General features: G+C 48.1%; 22 protein-coding genes and 1 other annotated feature. All 22 genes read right to left on the reverse strand.

Annotated features, from left to right (window positions below; translation table 11 throughout):
• Positions 1-26 precede the first annotated feature (26 nt).
• The 22 genes from rpsQ to rplA all read right to left on the reverse strand — a co-directional run bounded on the left by rpsQ (position 27) and on the right by rplA (position 20,989).
• Positions 27-290 (reverse strand): 30S ribosomal protein S17, encoded by a 264-nt coding sequence (gene rpsQ, locus AC3G2T_RS33470; protein WP_474686321.1) that lies wholly within the window; start codon positions 288-290, stop codon positions 27-29.
• A gap of 27 nt (positions 291-317) precedes the next feature.
• Positions 318-515 carry a 50S ribosomal protein L29 gene (rpmC, locus tag AC3G2T_RS33475; protein WP_134756089.1) on the reverse strand — a complete coding sequence of 66 codons (198 nt, stop codon included), beginning with the start codon at positions 513-515 and terminating at the stop codon, positions 318-320.
• Positions 505-939 (reverse strand): 50S ribosomal protein L16, encoded by a 435-nt coding sequence (gene rplP, locus AC3G2T_RS33480; RefSeq protein WP_474686319.1) that lies wholly within the window; start codon positions 937-939, stop codon positions 505-507. The genes rpmC and rplP overlap by 11 nt, the downstream gene beginning before the upstream one ends.
• A 3-nt stretch (positions 940-942) precedes the next feature.
• Positions 943-1,605 (reverse strand): 30S ribosomal protein S3, encoded by a 663-nt coding sequence (gene rpsC / locus AC3G2T_RS33485; RefSeq protein ID WP_474686317.1) that lies wholly within the window; start codon positions 1,603-1,605, stop codon positions 943-945.
• Between the two features lie 13 nt (positions 1,606-1,618).
• Entirely contained in the window at positions 1,619-1,951 is a 333-nt protein-coding gene (gene rplV, locus AC3G2T_RS33490) for a 50S ribosomal protein L22 (RefSeq protein ID WP_474686315.1), read from the reverse strand.
• A 30-nt stretch (positions 1,952-1,981) separates the two neighbouring features.
• The gene (gene rpsS / locus AC3G2T_RS33495; protein ID WP_474686313.1) at positions 1,982-2,260 is read right to left on the reverse strand and encodes a 30S ribosomal protein S19; all 279 of its coding nucleotides are present in this window, start codon (positions 2,258-2,260) and stop codon (positions 1,982-1,984) included.
• Between the two features lie 48 nt (positions 2,261-2,308).
• Complete coding sequence (gene rplB, locus AC3G2T_RS33500) at positions 2,309-3,139, reverse strand: 50S ribosomal protein L2 (protein ID WP_474686311.1); 831 nt, start codon at positions 3,137-3,139, stop codon at positions 2,309-2,311.
• Positions 3,140-3,169: 30 nt separating this feature from the next.
• Entirely contained in the window at positions 3,170-3,460 is a 291-nt protein-coding gene (rplW, locus tag AC3G2T_RS33505; protein WP_474686309.1) for a 50S ribosomal protein L23, read from the reverse strand.
• Positions 3,457-4,083, reverse strand: coding sequence for a 50S ribosomal protein L4 (rplD, locus tag AC3G2T_RS33510; RefSeq protein WP_474686308.1), 627 nt, complete (start codon positions 4,081-4,083; stop codon positions 3,457-3,459). The genes rplW and rplD overlap by 4 nt, the downstream gene beginning before the upstream one ends.
• Before the next feature lie 16 nt (positions 4,084-4,099).
• Positions 4,100-4,723, reverse strand: coding sequence for a 50S ribosomal protein L3 (rplC, locus tag AC3G2T_RS33515; protein WP_474686306.1), 624 nt, complete (start codon positions 4,721-4,723; stop codon positions 4,100-4,102).
• Positions 4,724-4,768: 45 nt separating this feature from the next.
• On the reverse strand, positions 4,769-5,077 hold the full coding sequence (gene rpsJ, locus AC3G2T_RS33520; protein ID WP_028557496.1) for a 30S ribosomal protein S10: 309 nt from the start codon (positions 5,075-5,077) through the stop codon (positions 4,769-4,771).
• An 825-nt stretch (positions 5,078-5,902) separates the two neighbouring features.
• Positions 5,903-7,093, reverse strand: a complete 1,191-nt coding sequence (tuf, locus tag AC3G2T_RS33525) for an elongation factor Tu (RefSeq protein WP_474686304.1) — start codon at positions 7,091-7,093, stop codon at positions 5,903-5,905.
• 38 nt (positions 7,094-7,131) lie between these two features.
• Entirely contained in the window at positions 7,132-9,207 is a 2,076-nt protein-coding gene (gene fusA / locus AC3G2T_RS33530) for an elongation factor G (RefSeq protein ID WP_474686302.1), read from the reverse strand.
• A gap of 38 nt (positions 9,208-9,245) precedes the next feature.
• On the reverse strand, positions 9,246-9,716 hold the full coding sequence (gene rpsG / locus AC3G2T_RS33535) for a 30S ribosomal protein S7 (RefSeq protein ID WP_134756067.1): 471 nt from the start codon (positions 9,714-9,716) through the stop codon (positions 9,246-9,248).
• 44 nt (positions 9,717-9,760) lie between these two features.
• Positions 9,761-10,180: a 30S ribosomal protein S12 gene (gene rpsL, locus AC3G2T_RS33540; protein WP_474686300.1), complete on the reverse strand. Its 420-nt coding sequence runs from the start codon at positions 10,178-10,180 to the stop codon at positions 9,761-9,763.
• 163 nt (positions 10,181-10,343) lie between these two features.
• Positions 10,344-10,595 (reverse strand): ribosomal L7Ae/L30e/S12e/Gadd45 family protein, encoded by a 252-nt coding sequence (locus AC3G2T_RS33545; protein WP_474686298.1) that lies wholly within the window; start codon positions 10,593-10,595, stop codon positions 10,344-10,346.
• 178 nt (positions 10,596-10,773) lie between these two features.
• Positions 10,774-14,394, reverse strand: a complete 3,621-nt coding sequence (gene rpoC / locus AC3G2T_RS33550) for a DNA-directed RNA polymerase subunit beta' (protein ID WP_474686296.1) — start codon at positions 14,392-14,394, stop codon at positions 10,774-10,776.
• Between the two features lie 70 nt (positions 14,395-14,464).
• A complete protein-coding gene (gene rpoB / locus AC3G2T_RS33555; RefSeq protein WP_488438183.1) occupies positions 14,465-18,001 on the reverse strand; it encodes a DNA-directed RNA polymerase subunit beta in 3,537 nt (1,178 codons plus the stop codon).
• Between the two features lie 366 nt (positions 18,002-18,367).
• Entirely contained in the window at positions 18,368-18,967 is a 600-nt protein-coding gene (locus AC3G2T_RS33560; protein ID WP_474686292.1) for a class I SAM-dependent methyltransferase, read from the reverse strand.
• 135 nt (positions 18,968-19,102) lie between these two features.
• Entirely contained in the window at positions 19,103-19,465 is a 363-nt protein-coding gene (gene rplL / locus AC3G2T_RS33565) for a 50S ribosomal protein L7/L12 (RefSeq protein WP_235120077.1), read from the reverse strand.
• Between the two features lie 48 nt (positions 19,466-19,513).
• A complete protein-coding gene (gene rplJ, locus AC3G2T_RS33570) occupies positions 19,514-20,023 on the reverse strand; it encodes a 50S ribosomal protein L10 (RefSeq protein WP_474686290.1) in 510 nt (169 codons plus the stop codon).
• Between the two features lie 64 nt (positions 20,024-20,087).
• Positions 20,088-20,241: a sequence feature (ribosomal protein L10 leader region), on the reverse strand.
• Positions 20,242-20,296: 55 nt separating this feature from the next.
• Positions 20,297-20,989, reverse strand: coding sequence for a 50S ribosomal protein L1 (gene rplA / locus AC3G2T_RS33575; RefSeq protein WP_474686288.1), 693 nt, complete (start codon positions 20,987-20,989; stop codon positions 20,297-20,299).
• Positions 20,990-21,039: the final 50 nt, after the last annotated feature.

Here is a 21,039-nt window from a genome sequence, read left to right on the forward strand (position 1 = left end):
CCTTTCGGGGTTCATGCCTGAAATGTTTAAATAATTACTGCTTCTTCCACGATTTCAACCAGTCTCCAACGTTTGTCTTTGGAAATCGGTCTAGTTTCCATGATTTTCACGACGTCGCCAATTTTAGCTTGATTGTTTTCGTCGTGAGCTTTGAATTTTTTCGTATATTTGATTCTCTTGTGATAGAGATCATGTTTTTTGTAAGTTTCAACAGCAACAACGATGGTTTTATCCATTTTATCGCTGACGACTTTACCGATCTGCACTTTACGCTCATTGCGTTCAGCCATTTACGAAGCCCTCCTTTCTAGATTTGGTTAGCCAATCCCCAATTCTCTTTCACGCAAAACAGTCTTGGCACGAGCGATCTCTTTGCGCAAATCGCGAATTTGAGTCGGGTTGTCCAATTGACCTGTAGCTAGTTGAAAACGGAGGTTAAAGAGTTCTTCTTTAAAACCATTGACTTTTTGCTCGATCTCAGCAGTGGTTAAGTTGCGGAATTCACTAGCCTTCATTTGCTTCACCACCTACTTCATCTCTTTTCACGAACTTCGTTTTGATTGGAAGCTTGTGAGCAGCAAGACGCATCGCTTCGCGAGCGACTTCTTCGCTTACACCAGCAAGTTCAAACAAAATTTTGCCCGGTTTAACAACGGAAACCCATTTTTCCACGTTACCTTTACCGCTACCCATCCGAACTTCAAGCGGTTTTTGCGTAATTGGTTTTGCTGGGAAAATTTTGATCCATACTTTACCGCCACGTTTGATGTAACGTGTCATCGCAATACGCGCAGATTCGATTTGACGGTTGGTTACCCAAGCCGGTTCCATCGCTTGCAAGCCGTATTCGCCAAAGGCAACTTCCGTACCGCCTTTAGCGCGACCTTTCATGTTACCACGGTGTTCCTTACGGTGTTTTACACGTTTAGGTACTAACATGATTTAATTTCCTCCTTCCGGCTGAGCCTTTTTCTTAGCTGTCGGAAGAACTTCTCCACGATAAATCCATACTTTCACACCGATACGTCCGTAAGTAGTGTGTGCTTCTGCAGTACCGTAATCGATATCCGCGCGAAGCGTATGAAGTGGAACTGTTCCTTCGCTATATCCTTCCGTACGGGCGATCTCAGCGCCGCCAAGACGTCCGCTAGTTGCAACTTTAATTCCTTTTGCCCCGGATCTCATTGTTCTTTGGATAGCTTGTTTCATTGCACGACGGAATGAAACGCGGCGCTCCAATTGTTGAGCGATGCTTTCTGCAACAAGAATTGCGTCCAGCTCAGGGTTTTTGATTTCAGAGATGTTGATGTGAACTTTTTTACCGGACAGAGCAGCGATGTAGTTGCGGATAACTTCAACTTCAGCTCCGCCTTTACCGATAACCATGCCTGGTTTCGCAGTATGAATCGTTACGTTCACACGGTTAGCCGCGCGCTCGATATCGATGTGGGATACTGCAGAATCTTTTAATTTATTTTTCAAGTATTCGCGAATTTTGACGTCTTCAAGCAGCAGAGTTCCGAAATCTTTTTCTGCGAACCATTTGGACTCCCAATCGCGAATAATTCCGATTCTAAGACCTACCGGGTTTACTTTCTGACCCACACGTTATCCCTCCTTATTTCTCAGATACCACTAATGTAATGTGGCTGGTACGTTTTCTGATTGCACTTGCGCGGCCCATCGCACGTTGTTGGAACCTTTTCATTGTCGGTCCTTGGTTCACAAACGCTTGAGTAACCACTAATTTATTCGGATCTAACGAATAGTTGTGCTCTGCATTGGCAATAGCGGAGTTCAGAAGTTTCTCCAGAATTGGAGAAGCTGCTTTAGGTGTGTGACGCAGAATCGCAATCGCCTCACCTACCGCTTTTCCCCGAATCAAGTCAACAACGAGTTGTGCTTTACGAGGAGCAATCCGAGCATGATTAAGAACTGCTTTAGCTTGCATGGTAGTACCTCCTCTCGGTTAAAAATGCGATTAGCGTTTGCCTGTTTTCTTATCGTCGTCGTGACCTTTGTAAGTACGAGTTGGCGCGAACTCACCAAGCTTATGTCCTACCATGTCTTCAGTTACATACACAGGCACGTGTTTTCTTCCATCGTACACTCCGAAAGTGTGGCCTACGAATTGCGGGAAAATCGTAGAGCGACGGGACCAAGTTTTAACAACTACTTTCTTGCTGGAAGCGTTCAAGTCTTCTACTTTTTTCAGCAAGTATCCATCGATAAATGGACCTTTCTTTAAGCTGCGACCCATGGGTGTTCCTCCCTTCCTTGAACCTCACGAATATTGAAATATCCAGGATTACTTCGTACGACGGCGCACGATGTATTTATCGGATGCTTTACCTTTTTTACGAGTTTTGTAACCGAGCGTAGGTTTGCCCCATGGAGACATAGGCGATTTACGTCCGATTGGCGCGCGTCCTTCACCACCACCGTGTGGGTGATCGTTAGGGTTCATAACAACCCCGCGGACTTGAGGACGATTGCCTTTCCAACGGTTACGACCGGCTTTACCGATTTTGACAAGCTCATGATCTTCGTTGCCTACAGATCCGATTGTCGCGCGGCAAACTTTAAGCACTTTGCGAACTTCGCCGGAAGAAAGACGAACTGTTGCATATTGCTCTTCTTTACCCAGCAATTGAGCTTCAGTTCCAGCTGCGCGAACCATTTGTCCGCCTTTGCCAGGCTTCAATTCAATGTTGTGGATAACTGTACCGACCGGAATGTTTTCCAGTGGAAGAGCGTTACCTATTTTAATGTCGGATTGCGGTCCGGATACGATTTGATCTCCCACTTTAAGACCTTTAGGAGCGAGAATGTATCTTTTCTCACCGTCTGCGTAGTTGATCAAAGCGATGTTAGCGGAACGGTTAGGATCGTACTCAATTGTAGCAACGCGTCCTGGTATTCCGTCTTTGGTACGTTTGAAATCGATAATCCGGTATTTACGCTTGTGGCCGCCGCCGTGGTGACGAACCGTAATTTTACCTTGGTTGTTCCGTCCAGCTGTTTTGCTCAAAGGAGACAGCAAGGACTTCTCCGGTGTAGATGTGGTGATTTCTTCAAAAGTAGAAACCGACATAGCACGTCTAGCCGGGGACGTTGGTTTATATTTTTTAATCGGCACTCCGATTCCCTCCTTACTTCAAAAAATGTGTTATACCGTTTCGAAGAATTCCAGTTCTTTGCTTTCCGCGCTCAGGGACACGATAGCTTTCTTCCATTCGGAAGTGTAGCCGAAGTGACGGCCGTAACGTTTTGGCTTGGCTGGCATTCTGAGTGTGTTAACATTCGTAACTTTAACTTTGAAAATAGCTTCGATAGCTTGTTTGATTTCCGTTTTGTTAGCGCGAATATCGACTTCAAAAGCGTACTTTTTGTTAGCCATCAGTTCGCTTGTACGTTCAGTGATGATCGGGCGCTTGATAATGTCGCGTGGATTTTTCATTGTGCAAGCACCTCCTCTACTTTCTGTACAGCGTCTTTTGTAATGATCAGCTTGTCATGCAGCATGACATCCAGAACGCTAATTCCATCAGCAGCAACAAATTTTACACCTGGGATGTTACGAGCGGAAAGAGCTGCGTTGGAGTCACTTTCAAGACCAACTACGAGCACTTTTCTATCCACTTTCAGGTTATTCAAAATAGCTGCGAACTCTTTCGTCTTAGGAGCATTCAATTGAAGTTGATCAAGTACAATCAATCCGTTATCGATCACTTTCGAAGACAAAGCGGATTTAATCGCCAAACGACGAACTTTTTTAGGCAGTTTGTAACCGTAGCTGCGAGGTGTCGGACCAAAAACGGTACCGCCGCCTTTCCATTGCGGAGCACGGATACTACCTTGACGGGCACGACCTGTACCTTTTTGCTTCCAAGGTTTACGTCCGCCGCCGCGCACTTCAGAACGGCCTTTTGTTTTGTGAGTACCTTGACGAACAGCAGCCTGCTGTAAAAGAACAGCTTCATGAATCGCATGAACGTGAGGCTCAATTCCGAAAACAACATCAGACAGCTCGATTTCACCAACTTGAGCACCTGTTACGTTATATAAAGCTACTTTTGGCATCAGTCTTCCTCCTTTCTTACTTTTTAACAGCGGATTTCACGCTTACGTAGCTGTTAGTAGGGCCTGGAATGGAACCTTTAACAAGCAGCACATTGCGCTCAGCATCCACTTTAATGATTTGCAGATTTTGCAAAGTTACGGTTTCGTTACCCATATGTCCTGGCAGGTTTTTACCTTTAGGAACACGGTTGGCTTGAATGGAACCCATGGAACCTGGTCCGCGGTGATAGCGGGAGCCGTGAGCCATTGGCCCTCTGGATTGGTTATGTCTTTTGATGTTACCTTGGAACCCTTTACCTTTGGAAGTACCTGTTACATCAACGAATTCGCCTTCTGCGAACAGATCTGCCTTCAATTCCTGGCCAACTTCGTAATCAGCCAACTGAACGCCGCGAATTTCTTTAACGTAGCGCTTAGGTGCTGCCCCTGCTTTTTTCGCATGGCCGAGCTCTGGCTTAATGACTCTGCTTGCTTTTTTATCATCAAAACCGATTTGGATCGACTCATATCCGTCGTTATCCACATCTTTCTTTTGAAGAACCACACATGGTCCCGCTTGAATGACAGTTACCGGCACTACATTGCCTTCCGGAGTAAACACTTGTGTCATCCCAAGTTTTTTTCCTAAGATACCTTTCATCGTTGACACCTCTTTTCCTTCCTAAACGTTTGTTCTATAATTGTTTTACAGTTTGATCTCGATGTCTACACCAGACGGCAAGTCCAGTCTCATCAAAGCATCAACTGTTTGTGGCGTTGGATTCACAATATCGATAAGACGCTTATGCGTACGCATTTCGAATTGCTCGCGCGAATCCTTGTACTTGTGCACCGCACGAAGAATCGTGATGATTTGCTTCTCTGTAGGAAGCGGAATCGGACCGGATACACCTGCACCGGAACGCTTGGCAGTTTCCACGATTTTCTCAGCCGATTGATCGATAATTCTGTGATCATAAGCTTTCAAACGGATACGAATTTTTTGCTTTGCCATATAAGTCCCTCCTTCTATCGCCCAATTTAGTATCGGACATACTCCGTGAAAATTCTCCGGCAACCTGCCCCATGGCAAAGGGGCCGGGTGTGTCGGCAACCTCTCACATCATCGCAACGTCACAGACCAACGTTTAATATTATATAAAATCTGAAAATGAAAAGCAACAAAAATCTCAGCGAATATCACAAAAAGTTTAAAAAGCGAGCTTTCTGTGTCTTTCTTCATTATATTATAGAAGAAACAAGCGAAATTTTGCTGGTGTAAGCCTGTACTTTTGCAGGCTGCACTAGAAAGTCGCAAACACTCTGTGAGTGTTAGTGGAACCACTGGGGGGCTAATTTAGAGAACAGCCGCTTTTTTCGAACGCGCGCCTCTCCTGGTGTAGGTCGAGGAACTGCATCACTGGGCAAGAGACAGCCCGCTAGAGAGAAACCTGCAAATGTGCAGGAATTTTCACTGAAAGTGAACCGGAGTCCATGTGTTCGGTGAAAAGCCTGCACTTTTGCAGGAATTGTTCGCGGCCAGTGATCAAGGACGCAAATTCATGTATTTTTGCAGGTTTTCTTCGCCCGGCGGGCAGTTTATGGCTATTCCCTCTAACGTGGGGGTTTTCTGGCAGCCATGTCGCAAGTCAAAAAAAATGAAATGACCCCATCATTAAAACGATGGGAAGCCCGGGACTTGTTGCTAGCTGCCGATTTTGCAGCAAGTACGGAAGCAGCTTGGCACGCAACTAGGGCCTGTACGAAGGCCGCAACTAACTGGCACTTACGCAAAAAACGCCCCCCGCCTAAGCGGAGAGCGCTCTTTATGGTGAAACAATTATTTTTGGATTGTAGCAACCGCGCCCGCACCAACTGTACGTCCGCCTTCACGAATCGCGAAACGAGTACCTTCTTCGATAGCGATTGGGGAGATCAGTTCTACAGTAACAGTGATGTTGTCGCCAGGCATAACCATCTCAGTACCTTCTGGAAGGTTGATGATACCAGTTACGTCTGTTGTACGGAAATAGAATTGTGGACGGTAGCCTGTGAAGAAAGGCTTATGACGGCCACCCTCTTCTTTAGTCAGAACGTAGATTTGAGCAGAAAAGTTCGTGTGAGGCTTAACTGAACCTGGTTTTGCAAGAACTTGTCCACGCTCGATATCTTTACGGTCTACACCGCGAAGCAGAGCTCCAATGTTGTCGCCAGCTTGAGCGGAGTCAAGCAATTTGCGGAACATCTCTACGCCTGTTACGATGCATTTGCGAGTTTCTTCAGCGATACCTACGATTTCAACTTCGTCTTGTACTTTAACAGTACCACGCTCTACACGGCCTGTAGCAACTGTTCCGCGGCCTGTGATGGAGAATACGTCCTCAACCGGCATAAGGAAAGGCTTGTCAGTGTCGCGCTCTGGAGTTGGGATGTAAGTATCAACTTGCTCAAACAACTCGATGATTTTATCAGCCCAAGGACCATCCGGATTTTGAAGAGCTTCACGAGCTGCACCACGGATGATTGGAGTGTCATCGCCTGGGAACTCGTACTCGTTCAGCAGGTCGCGAACTTCCATCTCAACCAGTTCAAGCAACTCATCATCTTCAACCATGTCGCATTTGTTCAAGAATACGACGATGTAAGGAACGCCTACTTGGCGGGAGAGCAGGATGTGTTCGCGAGTTTGCGGCATAGGACCGTCAGCTGCGGATACAACCAGGATCGCTCCGTCCATTTGTGCAGCACCAGTGATCATGTTTTTAACATAGTCAGCATGGCCTGGGCAGTCAACGTGCGCATAGTGGCGGTTAGGTGTTTCATATTCAACGTGAGCTGTGGAGATTGTGATACCGCGCTCGCGCTCTTCTGGTGCTTTATCGATTTGGTCGAATGCTACTGCAGCTCCACCGTATCTTTTGGAAAGTACAGTTGTAATAGCAGCAGTCAAAGTTGTTTTACCATGGTCAACGTGACCGATAGTACCGATGTTAACATGCGGTTTGTTACGTTCAAATTTAGCCTTTGCCATTTCAAACGATTCCTCCTTAGAGTAACTATTAGTTTATATTAAGCGCCTTTACCCTTTGCGATAATTTCTTCAGCAATGGATTTAGGTACTTCTTCATAGTGGGAAATTTCCATGGAGTAAACACCACGGCCTTGTGTTCTGGAGCGAAGTGTTGTGGAGTATCCAAACATTTCGGACAGAGGCACTTTGGCACGGATGATTTGAGCGCCATGGCGGTTATCCATACCTTCGATACGTCCGCGGCGGGAGTTAAGGTCGCCCATAACATCGCCCATGTACTCTTCAGGCACAGTAACTTCCACTTTCATGATTGGCTCAAGAAGAACCGGCTTACATTTGTCTTTGGCAGCTTTAAGTGCCATGGAACCCGCGATTTTGAACGCCATTTCATTGGAGTCAACATCATGGTAGGAACCGTCGACAACAGTAGCTTTGATATCCACGAGTGGGAATCCTGCGAGAACCCCGTTCTTCATGGACTCTTCGATACCCGCTTGAATCGGAGCGATATATTCTCTAGGAATCGATCCGCCCACGATCTTGCTTTCGAATAAGAATCCTGCCCCAGCTTCTTGTGGTGCAAATTCAACCCAACAATGTCCGTATTGACCACGGCCACCGGATTGGCGAACGAACTTACCTTCCACTTTAGCTGCAGCGCGGAAAGTTTCACGGTAAGCAACCTGCGGTTTACCTACGTTGGTTTCCACTTTGAACTCGCGAAGCATACGGTCAACGAGAATCTCAAGGTGAAGCTCACCCATACCTGCGATAATCGTTTGTCCTGTTTCTTCGTCTGTGTGAGCGCGGAAAGTAGGATCTTCCTCGGCAAGCTTTTGCAGAGCGATACCCATTTTATCTTGGTCAGCCTTCGTTTTCGGTTCAACAGCAAGCTGGATAACCGGCTCAGGGAAGTTCATGGACTCAAGAATAACCGGGTTTTTCTCATCGCAAAGCGTGTCGCCCGTAGTCGTATCTTTCAAGCCAACCGCTGCCGCGATATCACCGGAGTAAACTTCGCTGATTTCTTGACGGCTGTTAGCATGCATTTGCAGGATACGGCCAACGCGCTCGCGTTTGCCTTTCGTTGCATTCAGAACGTAAGAACCGGAGCTCAATACGCCGGAGTACACGCGGAAGAAAGTGAGTCGGCCCACGAACGGGTCTGTCATGATTTTGAATGCAAGCGCTGAGAACGGTTGGTCGTCAGCAGATTTGCGAATCACTTCAGTACCATCGTCAAGTACGCCTTTAATGTCAGGTACGTCAACTGGAGCAGGAAGATAATCAATAACCGCATCCAGCATCAATTGAACGCCTTTGTTTCTGTAAGAAGATCCGCAGATAACCGGGAAAATCTTAACTTCGCAGACACCTTTGCGGAGTGCTGCTTTAATTTCAGCTACAGTAAGTTCTTCACCTTCGAGATATTTCATTGTAAGCTCTTCATCAAGCTCAGCAACTTTCTCTACCAGTTCCAATCTCAGTTCTGCAACTTTATCTTTGAACTCAGCTGGGATTTCCACTTTCTCGATATCCTTGCCAAGATCGTCTTTGTACATATACGCCACTTCGTCAACCAAGTCGATGATGCCTTTGAAATCATTCTCAGCACCGATCGGAAGTTGAATAGCAACTGCATTTGCACCAAGCTTAAGGCGCATGGAATCAACGACGGCCAGGTAATCGGCTCCGATAATATCCATTTTGTTTACGTACGCGATCCGAGGAACGCCGTAACGGTCAGCTTGTCTCCAAACTGTTTCCGATTGCGGTTCAACGCCTTCTTTCGCACTGAAAACGCCAACTGCTCCATCCAACACACGAAGGGAACGCTCTACTTCAACAGTAAAGTCAACGTGTCCCGGGGTATCGATGATATTGATGCGGTGACCAGCCCATTGCGCAGTCGTAGCGGCGGAAGTAATCGTGATTCCGCGCTCCTGCTCTTGCTCCATCCAGTCCATCGTAGCGGCACCTTCGTGCACTTCTCCGATTTTGTGAACTCGGCCCGTGTAGTACAAAATGCGCTCTGTCGTAGTCGTTTTACCAGCGTCAATATGAGCCATGATCCCGATATTGCGTGTGTTTTTTAAGGAGAACTCTCTAGCCATAGGTCGGTATGTCTCCTTTCTGTATTTGAATCTTTATTCTACCAACGATAGTGAGCAAACGCTTTGTTTGCTTCAGCCATTTTGTGCGTATCTTCACGTTTCTTAACGGAAGAACCCGTGTTGTTGCTAGCGTCGATAATTTCAAAAGCCAATCTTTCTTCCATCGTCTTCTCACCGCGAAGACGGGAGTAGTTCACCAACCAACGCAAGCCTAAAGTCGTACGGCGCTCAGGCTTAACTTCGATCGGCACTTGGTAGTTAGCTCCACCCACACGGCGTGCTTTTACTTCCAAAACCGGCATGATGTTCTTGATTGCTTGCTCGAACACTTCCATCGGTTCTTTACCCGTGCGGTCTTTCACAAGGTTAAAAGCATTGTATAAAATGGACTGTGCCACCCCTCTTTTTCCGTCAATCATGATGCGATTGATGAGACGAGTAACAAGCTTGCTATTGTAAATCGGATCTGGCAATACATCTCTGCGAGTAACTGGACCTTTACGAGGCATAGTTATCCCCCTTTCTCGAAAAAATCATCCTTGAAATCAATTGCTTACTTTTTAACTTTCGGACGTTTAGCACCGTATTTGGAACGGGCTTGCTTACGGTTGTTAACACCCGCTGTATCCAAAGCGCCACGCACGATGTGGTAACGTACCCCTGGAAGGTCTTTAACCCTGCCCCCACGGATCAATACAACGCTATGCTCTTGCAGGTTGTGACCGATACCTGGAATGTAAGCAGTCACCTCTACGCGGTTCGTCAAGCGAACACGAGCATATTTACGAAGTGCGGAGTTCGGCTTCTTAGGAGTCATTGTACCTACACGAGTGCAGACACCGCGTTTTTGAGGCGCGCTCAAATCCGTCGACTCTCTTTTCAAAGCGTTGAATCCTTTTTGCAAAGCCGGGGATTTGGATTTATCCACCTTTGCTTCACGGCCTTTACGTACTAATTGGTTAATTGTTGGCATATCGCCACCTCCTCCCTACTTTCATGAAAATAACTACAGCTTTTTGCAAGCCCACAGATCCAGGCGAGTCGTAAATGAGCAAAGGAAAAGTTTTTGCCGAGGACTGCAAACAGATTCCCAAGAATCTTCATGTTTCTATCCAGCAACAAAAACATTCATATACCTATTCATTCACAACAGCTGCTACCGCAGCTCCAACTTCAATTCCACATGCTTTACCTAGCATTTTCATAGAATCAACGTAGGTTACGGGCACATCCATCTTTTTACAGAGGCTTACCAGTTTTATCGTCAATCGCGGATCTGCATCTTTGGCGACAAACACTTCGACGGCTTTGCCTTGCTCAACCGTCTTCGTCGCTTTCTTCGTACCTACACTTACATTCTTCGCCTGTTTGACTTTATCATAAGACATGAACGTCATCCTCCAAAGCGCAGGAAAGCATAGTAACTTAGGCACACTACGATATATTAGCATCTCGATCATGCAGTGTCAAGATTATACTTGCACATTACAAAATCTTTATTTTTGACAAAGCACACGGGAAAGTCCGCTCATTCAAACGGCTTTCCCGCATCGCTTTTTTCAACATTTATTCGACAGCAACCGTCTCTTTTTCCAAATCTTCGTCCTGCAAGAGCTCCTCATTCGGATCCGTGATGCGGATGTTCCGATAACGAGGCATACCGGTTCCAGCCGGAATCAGCTTGCCGATAATGACGTTCTCTTTCAGACCGAGGAGCTGGTCAACCTTGCCTTTAATAGCCGCATCCGTCAAGACGCGTGTAGTCTCCTGGAAAGATGCCGCGGACAAGAAGGAGTCCGTCTCCAGGGACGCTTTGGTAATACCGAGCAGGATGGGTCTCGCGACAGCCGGTTCGTTGCCTGCAAACAGGGCCACTTTGTTGGCTTCTTCATATTCGTGAATGTCTACGAAGGAACCTGGCAGCAGCGTCGTGTCTCCGGCGTCAACGATGCGGATTTTGCGCAGCATTTGACGAACCATCACTTCAATATGCTTATCGTTGATTTCTACCCCTTGGTTACGGTAAACGCGTTGTACTTCTTGCAAAATGTAGTTCTGCACACCGCGGATACCTTTGATACGCAACATATCTTTAGGGTCGATGGAGCCGTCTGTCAGCTCATCCCCTGCTTCGATATGCTGGTTAACGGATACGCGGATACGGGAGCCGTAAGGCACAGCGTAAACCTTGGACTCCGCTTCGCCCTGAACCTCGATTTCGCGGCGGTCTTTGGCTTCGCGGATTTCTTTCACGATGCCATCGATTTCCGTGATAATCGCTTGGCCTTTCGGATTCCGGGCTTCGAAGAGCTCTTGAATACGCGGCAAACCTTGCGTAATGTCGTCTCCGGCAACGCCCCCGGTATGGAACGTACGCATCGTGAGCTGTGTTCCCGGCTCGCCGATCGATTGAGCGGCGATGATGCCGACAGCTTCCCCGATCTCGACGTGCTGGCCTGTCGCCAGGTTGCGGCCGTAGCATTTTTTACATACGCCATGGCGCGAGCGGCAGCTCAATACGGAACGGATTTGCAGCCTCTCGATTCCGGCCGCGATGATAGCGTCGGCAATGTTGGCTTCAATAAGCTCATTGCGCTGAACAATGACTTCGCCGGTCTCAGGATGACGCAAAGTTTCAAACGCGTAGCGTCCTTCAATACGGTCGTAGAGGTCTTCGATAACCTCTTTGCCGTCTTGAATTTTGCTGACCATAAAGCCTTTATCCGTGCCGCAATCTTCATCGCGGACGATAACGTCCTGCGCGACGTCGACGAGACGGCGGGTCAAGTAACCGGAGTCGGCTGTACGAAGCGCCGTATCGGCAAGACCTTTACGGGCACCGTGCGTAGAAATAAAGTACTCCAGGATGGTCAGACCTTCACGGAAGTTCGATTTGATCGGCAACTCCATGATTTTACCGGACGGGTTGGCCATCAGCCCCCGCATACCGCCCAACTGGGTAATCTGCGATTTGTTACCCCGGGCTTTGGATTCCACCATCATGTTGATGGAATTGTATTTATCGAGGGATTTCATCAAAATTTCCGTGATTTCATCCTTCGCTTTGCTCCAGATCGCGATAACGCGGTCATAGCGCTCTTCATCGGTGATCAAGCCGCGGCGGTATTGGTTCGTAACTACGCGGACTTTCTCTTCGCATTCTTTGAGGATTCCTTCTTTTTCAGTTGGAACGACAACGTCGGATACGGCTACGGTAATCCCCGCTTTAGTGGAGTACGTAAAGCCGAGCTCCTTGATTTTATCCAGAATGATCGAAGTTTGCGTCGTATGGTACTTACGGAAACATTCGGCAATGATCGATCCCAGATACTCTTTGCCTACCGCTTTGTTCTCATCACGCTCCAGCATGATCGCCCTCAGATCGGCGCCTTTATCAAAAACAAAGTGCGAATCCGGAATACCGTTCAGCAGATTCGTTTTCGTCGGCTCGTTGATGAAAGGGAAATCGCTCGGGAAAATTTCGTTGAAAATGATCTTCCCGATCGTTGTGATCAGCATGGCGTTCTGTTGGCTCTCTGTGAAACTTGCTTTGTTCAGCGCTTTGGCCGGAATGGCCACGCGGGCGTGCAAAGCTGACTTGCCGGATTGGTAAGACGAAACCGCCTCATGTACGGTTCTGATAATAGCGCCGGCGCCTTTGGCAAATTTGTTGTCCGTCGTCAAATAGAAGCTTCCAAGGACCATGTCCTGAGAAGGCGTAACGACCGGCTTGCCGTCTTTCGGGTTCAAAATGTTGCCCGATGCGAGCATCAGCACCCGGGCTTCGGCTTGCGCTTCGGACGACAACGGTACGTGAACGGCCATCTGGTCACCGTCGAAGTCGGCGTTGTAAGCCGTACATACGAGCGGATGCAGCTTGATGGCGCGGCCTTCGACGAGAATCGGCTCGAACGCCTGAATCCCGAGTCTATGCAGCGTGGGGGCACGGTTCAGCAGAACCGGATGCTCCTTAATAACTTCTTCGAGTACGTCCCAAACATCAGGACTTACACGCTCAACCTTGCGTTTGGCGCTCTTGATGTTATGAGCCAACCCTTTATTCACAAGCTCTTTCATGACGAAAGGCTTGAACAGTTCAAGTGCCATTTCCTTAGGAAGACCGCATTGGTACATCTTCAGGTTAGGGCCTACGACGATAACGGAACGGCCGGAGTAATCAACGCGTTTACCGAGCAAGTTTTGACGGAAACGGCCTTGTTTCCCTTTCAGCATATGGCTGAGCGATTTCAAAGGACGGTTGCCGGGACCTGTAACCGGACGGCCGCGGCGGCCGTTGTCGATCAATGCGTCAACCGCTTCCTGAAGCATCCGTTTTTCGTTTTGCACGATAATGTCCGGCGCGCCGAGATCGAGCAATCTTTTCAAACGGTTGTTGCGGTTAATGACGCGGCGGTACAGATCGTTCAAGTCGGAAGTCGCAAAGCGTCCGCCATCGAGCTGTACCATCGGGCGAAGCTCAGGCGGGATGACCGGAAGGACGTCAAGAACCATCCACTCCGGCATATTTTTGGAATTGCGGAATGCTTCCATAACTTCCAAACGCTTAATCGCACGGTTGCGGCGTTGGCCTTGAGCCGTTTTCAGCTCTTCCTTCAGCATCTCGACTTCGCGGTCGATGTCGATATCCTGCAGCAGCTTTTTCACGGCTTCCGCGCCCATGCCGGCCTGGAACGCATACCCGTATTTTTCACGGTAACTGCGGTATTCTTTTTCCGACAGCAGCTGTTTTTTCTCAAGAGGCGTATCGCCTGGATCCGTAACCACATAGGAAGCAAAGTAAATGATCTCCTCCAACGATCTTGGAGACATATCCAGAGCTAGCCCCATTCGGCTCGGAATTCCCTTAAAATACCAGATGTGGGAAACAGGAGCAGCAAGTTCGATATGGCCCATGCGCTCGCGGCGAACCTTTTGACGGGTTACTTCTACGCCGCATCGGTCACAGACTACGCCTTTATAACGGACGCGCTTGTATTTACCGCAATGACATTCCCAATCTTTGGTTGGCCCGAAGATTTTTTCGCAGAAGAGGCCTTCCTTCTCCGGTTTTAAGGTTCTGTAGTTGATTGTTTCCGGTTTTTTTACTTCCCCACGGGACCATGAGCGTATTTTTTCGGGCGATGCCAAGCCGATTTTCATAAACTCGAAGTTGTTAACGTCCATCAAGGAGCAACCCTCCTTTAAGAATTTAAACCTTACTATGCAGTGAATCATGCTCGATCTATTGCTCTAAAGATTATTCGACCCCAAGTTCGGTACCCTCTAAATTCAGGTTCAATTTGTCGCTAGTGACTTCGTCGTCGTCATCCATTTCTTTCATTTCGATCTCTTCCTCGTTGCCGGACAGGATCTTCACATCCATACCCAAGCTTTGAAGCTCTTTGATCAAAACTTTGAACGACTCCGGAACGCCCGGTTCTGGAACGTTTTCGCCTTTAACGATGGATTCGTAAGTTTTCACGCGGCCTACGACATCGTCAGACTTAACGGTGAGAATTTCTTGCAGGGTATAAGCGGCTCCGTAAGCTTCGAGCGCCCAAACCTCCATCTCCCCGAAACGCTGTCCGCCGAACTGCGCTTTACCGCCCAGCGGCTGCTGGGTAACGAGCGAGTAAGGACCGGTGGAACGGGCGTGGATTTTATCGTCAACCATGTGCGCCAGTTTGATCATGTACATGACGCCGACGGTAACTTCGCGTTCAAACGGCTCGCCTGTACGGCCATCGTACAAAATGGTTTTGCCGTTGCGCTGCATGCCTGCTTCTTCCATCGTATCGAAAACGTCGTATTCACGCGCGCCGTCGAATACGGGAGTAGCTGCATGAATGCCCAAATACTTGGATGCCATACCCAAGTGAACTTCGAGCACCTGCCCGATATTCATACGGGATGGAACCCCCAGCGGGTTCAGTACAACTTCAACCGGTGTGCCGTCAGGCAGGAACGGCATATCTTCTTCCGGAAGAATACGGGCTACTACCCCTTTGTTGCCGTGGCGTCCCGCCATTTTATCGCCTTCGGAAATTTTCCGTTTTTGCGCGATGTAGACGCGAACGAGTTGGTTTACGCCAGGAGGCAGCTCGTCGCCGTTCTCACGGGTAAACACTTTTACGTCGACAACGATGCCGTCCGTACCATGCGGTACGCGAAGGGACGTGTCGCGGACTTCACGGGCTTTTTCACCGAAAATGGCGTGCAGCAATCTTTCTTCCGCAGTCAATTCGGTAACCCCTTTTGGCGTTACTTTACCTACGAGAATGTCGCCTGCGCCGATCTCTGCACCGACGCGAATGATTCCGCGCTCATCGAGATTTTTCAGCGCATCTTCCCCAACGTTCGGGATATCGCGTGTAATCTCTTCAGGTCCGAGCTTCGTATCGCGCGCTTCCGACTCGTATTCCTCGATATGAATCGAAGTGTACACGTCTTCCTTCACCAGCTTTTGGCTGAGCAGGATCGCATCCTCGTAGTTGTAACCTTCCCAAGTCATGAAGGCTACGACAACGTTGCGGCCAAGCGCCAATTCGCCTTGCTCGGTCGACGGTCCGTCGGCAAGAATGTCGCCGACTTTAACCAACTGTCCTTTTTTCACGATCGGACGCTGGTTAATGCACGTCCCCTGGTTGGAACGCATGAATTTATGAAGTTTATATTTGACGATATTGCCGCTGACCAACTTACCGTCCACTGTTTCCTGACGGCGAAGCCAAATTTCATTTGCAGCAGCTTTTTCGATAATTCCGTCAAATTTGGATACAATACATACTCCCGAGTCTTTCGCAACCTTATGCTCCATGCCGGTACCGACGAGCGGAGCTTTGGGGATCAGGAGAGGAACGGCCTGACGCTGCATGTTCGAACCCATGAGGGCGCGGTTGGAGTCGTCATTTTCCAAGAACGGAATGAGCGCCGTCGCAACCGAAACGACCTGCTTCGGCGATACGTCCATGTAGTCGACACGTTCGACAGGAAGCGTTAAGTTATCGTCTTTGTAACGAACGATAATGGATTCTTCCACGAACTTGCCTTCTTCGGTCAATTCCGCATTCGCCTGCGCGATAACATAATTATCTTCTTCATCCGCCGTAAGGTAAGCGATCTGATCGGTAACGGTACCCGACTTTGGATCAACCCAACGATACGGAGCCTCGATAAAACCATACTCGTTAATGCGTGCAAACGTCGACAACGAGTTGATCAAACCGATGTTCGGACCCTCCGGGGTCTCGATCGGACACATCCGCCCATAGTGGGAGTGATGCACGTCGCGGACTTCCATGCCCGCGCGCTCTCTCGTCAGACCGCCGGGTCCGAGTGCGGAGAGACGTCTTTTGTGCGTCAGCTCGGCAAGCGGGTTCGTCTGGTCCATAAACTGCGAGAGCTGGGAGCTTCCGAAAAACTCTTTAATCGACGCGATCACAGGCCGGATGTTGATCAAAGCCTGCGGCGTAATCACGTTAGCGTCTTGAATGGACATGCGCTCGCGAACGACGCGCTCCATACGGGAGAGACCGATGCGGAACTGATTTTGCAGCAGCTCGCCCACGGAACGGAGACGACGGTTGCCCAAGTGGTCGATATCGTCCGTGTTGCCGATGCCGTGCAGCAAGTTAATGAAGTAGTTGATCGACGAAATAATATCGGCAGGCGTGATATTTTTAACGGTTTTATCAATAATACCGTTAGAAATTACTTTCACGACTTTACCGTCTTCCACCGGCGAATATACGTTGATGCACTGAACAGGAATGCTGTCCGCTTCCGTAACGCCATTCGGAATGGAGTATTCTCTGAAACCCGCACCTTTTTCGATATAAGGGAGCACTTCATCGAGCGTACGGCGGTCAAGCAGCTGCCCGGCTTCGGCAATAATTTCACCGGTCTCGGCGTCCACCAAAGTTTCGGCCAAACGCTGATTGAACAGTCTATTTTTGATGTGCAGTTTTTTATTGATTTTGTAGCGGCCTACGTTCGCCAAATCATAACGCTTCGGATCGAAGAATCGAGCAACAAGCAGGCTTCTTGCGTTATCCAATGTAGGCGGCTCGCCCGGACGCAAACGTTCGTAAATTTCGATCAACGCTTTATCCGTGGAGTCGGTGTTATCTTTATCCAGCGTATTGCGAATGAATTCATCGTCGCCCAGCAGATCCAGAATCTCTGCATCCGTTCCGAAACCTAACGCTCTGAGCAGAACGGTAACGGGGATTTTACGAGTACGGTCGATGCGCACATAAATGATGTCTTTCGCGTCCGTCTCCAGCTCCAACCACGCGCCCCGGTTCGGAATAACTGTAGCGGTGTAAGTTTTTTTGCCGTTTTTATCCACTTTCGTGCTATAATAGACACTGGGAGAGCGAACGAGCTGGGAGACGATTACGCGCTCCGCGCCGTTGATAATGAAAGTACCCGTCTCGGTCATAATCGGGAAATCTCCCATGAACACTTCCTGTTCCTTGACCTCACCGGTTTCTTTATTGATCAAACGGACTTTGACTCTTAACGGCGCCGCATAAGTTACGTCGCGTTCTTTGGATTCGTCAACCGAATACTTAGGTTCGCCCAAGCTGTAGTCAATAAACTCCAACACCAGATTACCCGTAAAATCCTGAATCGGGGAGATATCCTGAAACATCTCTCTGAGTCCCTCTTCCAAAAACCACTCATACGATTTTTGCTGGATTTCAATCAGATTCGGAATGCCCAGCACCTCATTAATCCGTGCATAAGTCCTGCGTTTACGTCGTCCAAATTGAACAAGATGTCCCGCCAACTTTCATTCACCCCTCAAGTCTACTCAATAAATAAAAAAGAAAAGAAGAAAAACTTCTACCGACGTACACTCAGGACGCCTCCGAAGTTGGAGCCCGTCCGAATCAAGCGACTGTATGGATGGAGGTTTTTCTCTGTTGTTCAACAAGATTTTCCAGATATTTCTTCTCATCCTGTTAGAGTTGCCTAAAATTTCAACATTATACGTTACAGGTTAAAATTTTATTCATAAAGGCGAGAAAAAATACTTGACATTTTTGTTAACTAAAGACATGTGTCCCATCTTAATGCTGACATTTTTTAATAATACCACATCTGAGTTGTCAAGTCAAACAAAATTCCAAGCCCCAAAAACAATGATTGCTTCCTACATTTTGGTCGCTTTGATGATGCGATATCCTTTATCTTTGGACACCTCGACCGCCTCTGCGTAAATCGATTCGAGCTTCGCCATCGCCGAGGGCGCTCCCTGCTTTTTCTGAATGACCACCCATAAAGAGCCGCCTTCCTTCAGGCATTGAAAAGCATCCGTGAAAATCCGGTGCACGACTTCTTTGCCCGCGCGAATAGGCGGGTTCGTCAATATGACATCGAACTTCTCTTCCTTCACCTGCTCCAGCAAATCACTTTGCAGGACGGACACATTATGAATGCCGTTGCGCTTCGCATTTTCCCGCGCGAGCTCGACAGCCCTCTCGTTGATATCAACCATCGTAACATGTCCCTCGGGGCACAAGCTTGCAGCGGCTAATCCGATCGGACCGTACCCGCAGCCTACATCGAGAACTCTGGCGTCCTCAGCTATGTCCATCGTTGCAATCAAATGCTTGCTTCCGTAGTCCACGTCTTTTTTTGAAAAGACGCCCGCATCGGTCTGAAACGTAAATTTCCGTCCGCGGAGCCATTCTTCAATCGTATGCACATCATGCTGAACCGTGGGACGTTTCGTATAATAATGTTCGGACACGTCGGTATATCCCTCCTACTCTTTTACCAATAGGAAAACCCGATAACCCCCGCCTTGCGCTATCCCGGCTTTCCTATCTGGTAAAAAAACCTCTTGAAGCCCGGCTTCAAGAGGTTTTGATTGGCAAAGCAGCTATTACTTCACTTCTACAGTAGCGCCAGCTTCTGTAAGTTTTGCTTTAACAGCTTCCGCTTCTTCTTGGCCAACTTTTTCTTTGATTGGCTTAGGAGCGCCGTCAACCAGGTCTTTTGCTTCTTTCAGACCAAGACCGGTGATTTCGCGAACTACTTTGATTACGTTGATTTTGGAAGCGCCAGCGTTAGTCAGGATTACGTCAAACTCAGTTTGAGCTTCTTCAACTGCAGCTGCGCCGCCTGCTACTACAGCTACAGGAGCTGCTGCAGTTACGCCGAATTCTTCTTCGATTGCTTTAACCAGATCGTTCAGTTCCAAAATAGTCATGCCTTTGATGGCTTCCAAGATTTGTGCGTTACTCATGGTTAAACCTCCATTATCATCTTAAAATTTGGTTTTTGTAAAACGGGATTAAGCTTGACCTTCAGCTTCTTTTTTCTCTGCAACTGCTTTAACTGCAAGAGCAAAGTTGCGGACAGGAGCTTGAAGAACGCTAAGCAACATGGAGAGAAGACCTTCTTTGGAAGGCAGATCCGCAAGTGCTTTAATTTGATCGTAACCAACGACGCGGCCTTCGACAACGCCGGCTTTTACGCTCAATGCGTCATTCTTTTTAGCGAATTCAGTCAAGATTTTAGCAGGAGTTACTACATCGTCTTTACTGAAAGCAATCGCTGTAGGACCAGTCAAGAACTCATCAAGCTCGCTCAGCTCAGCATTTGCAGTAGCGCGGCGGGCAAGTGTATTCTTAAGAACTGTGAATTCGATGCCGGCTTCGCGCAGGGATTTACGCAGCTGAGTTACTTGAGCTACGTTCAAACCGCGGTAATCGGTAACGATTGTGCAGGAGCTGCCTTTGAGCTTTTCAGTCACCTCAGCTACTGCCTGTTCTTTTTCTGCAAGAATTTTCGCGTTTGCCATAGTACACCTCACTTCTTAAGCATTTGTATTTCCACGTTCGCAAACAGTAGGCCATCAGCATTTCTCAATAAATAAGAAATGCCTTCGTAGACGCTACGAAGGCATGATGTGTTCACTATTCTCTGATGTACAAAGAAATCGTTCCATTTATCATAACACCTCGGTAGGAAATTAAGCCCGAAGGCACCTACTGTCTACGGTTTGCATATTCACTTTTAAGACCTTAGATAGATTAGCACGACCGGCGCAAGAAGTCAACCGGATTGCTTATTCTTATCTGAAGGATTGCAGGTTCACGCGCACGCTTGGTCCCATAGTCGATGAAACTGCGATGCTTTTCAGGTATACCCCTTTAGCAGCTGCAGGCTTCGCTCTGAGAAGTGCATCAACCAACGCTTTGAAGTTTTCATTCAATTTGTCGGCATCGAACGATACTTTACCAAGTGGAGCATGGATTTGTCCCGCTTTGTCGAGACGGTATTCGATTTTACCGGCTTTGATCTCCTGAACGGCTTTCGCTACGTCGAATGTAACTGTACCTGCTTTAGGGTTCGGCATCAAACCTTTACCCCCGAGAATACGGCCCAGTTTACCGACTTCGCTCATCATATCCGGAGTAGCTACGCAAACGTCGAATTCGAACCAGCCTTGTTGAATTTTGTTGATCATGTCTTGATCGCCAACAAAATCAGCGCCGGCCGCTTCCGCTTCTTTCACTTTTTCGCCTTTGGCAAATACGAGTACGCGTTTTGTTTTACCAGTTCCGTGCGGAAGTACAACGACGCCGCGGACAGCCTGGTCTTGTTTTCTTGGGTCTACGCCCAGACGAACTGCAACATCGACAGTTTCGTCAAATTTAGCAGGAGCCGTTTTTTTAACAAGCTCGATTGCTTCTGACGGATCGTACAAGGTTTCAGCGTTGACAAGCTGAGCAACCTCGCGGTATTTTTTACCGTGTTTAGGCATTGATTGAGTCCTCCTTAGTGGTATTAGCGGATAATCCTCCCACCGAGCGC

The sequence above is a fragment of the Paenibacillus sp. sgz302191 genome (assembly GCF_057749925.1).

Excerpts from the sequence above, each read along its gene's own strand:
- rplL (WP_235120077.1), bottom strand. The coding sequence starts at position 19,465 with ATGAGTAACGCACAAATCTTGGAAGCCATCAAAGGCATGACTATTTTG.
- rplD (WP_474686308.1), bottom strand. The coding sequence starts at position 4,083 with ATGCCAAAAGTAGCTTTATATAACGTAACAGGTGCTCAAGTTGGTGAA.
- fusA (WP_474686302.1), bottom strand. The coding sequence starts at position 9,207 with ATGGCTAGAGAGTTCTCCTTAAAAAACACACGCAATATCGGGATCATG.
- rpsJ (WP_028557496.1), bottom strand. The coding sequence starts at position 5,077 with ATGGCAAAGCAAAAAATTCGTATCCGTTTGAAAGCTTATGATCACAGA.
- rplV (WP_474686315.1), bottom strand. The coding sequence starts at position 1,951 with ATGCAAGCTAAAGCAGTTCTTAATCATGCTCGGATTGCTCCTCGTAAA.
- rplA (WP_474686288.1), bottom strand. The coding sequence starts at position 20,989 with ATGCCTAAACACGGTAAAAAATACCGCGAGGTTGCTCAGCTTGTCAAC.
- rplC (WP_474686306.1), bottom strand. The coding sequence starts at position 4,723 with ATGAAAGGTATCTTAGGAAAAAAACTTGGGATGACACAAGTGTTTACT.
- rpsQ (WP_474686321.1), bottom strand. The coding sequence starts at position 290 with ATGGCTGAACGCAATGAGCGTAAAGTGCAGATCGGTAAAGTCGTCAGC.
- rpsG (WP_134756067.1), bottom strand. The coding sequence starts at position 9,716 with ATGCCTCGTAAAGGTCCAGTTACTCGCAGAGATGTATTGCCAGATCCG.
- rpsL (WP_474686300.1), bottom strand. The coding sequence starts at position 10,180 with ATGCCAACAATTAACCAATTAGTACGTAAAGGCCGTGAAGCAAAGGTG.
- rplP (WP_474686319.1), bottom strand. The coding sequence starts at position 939 with ATGTTAGTACCTAAACGTGTAAAACACCGTAAGGAACACCGTGGTAAC.
- AC3G2T_RS33545 (WP_474686298.1), bottom strand. The coding sequence starts at position 10,595 with ATGTCTTATGATAAAGTCAAACAGGCGAAGAATGTAAGTGTAGGTACG.
- rpsS (WP_474686313.1), bottom strand. The coding sequence starts at position 2,260 with ATGGGTCGCAGCTTAAAGAAAGGTCCATTTATCGATGGATACTTGCTG.
- tuf (WP_474686304.1), bottom strand. The coding sequence starts at position 7,093 with ATGGCAAAGGCTAAATTTGAACGTAACAAACCGCATGTTAACATCGGT.
- rplJ (WP_474686290.1), bottom strand. The coding sequence starts at position 20,023 with ATGGCAAACGCGAAAATTCTTGCAGAAAAAGAACAGGCAGTAGCTGAG.
- rpmC (WP_134756089.1), bottom strand. The coding sequence starts at position 515 with ATGAAGGCTAGTGAATTCCGCAACTTAACCACTGCTGAGATCGAGCAA.
- rplW (WP_474686309.1), bottom strand. The coding sequence starts at position 3,460 with ATGAAAAATCCACGCGACATTATCAAGCGCCCGATCATCACTGAACGT.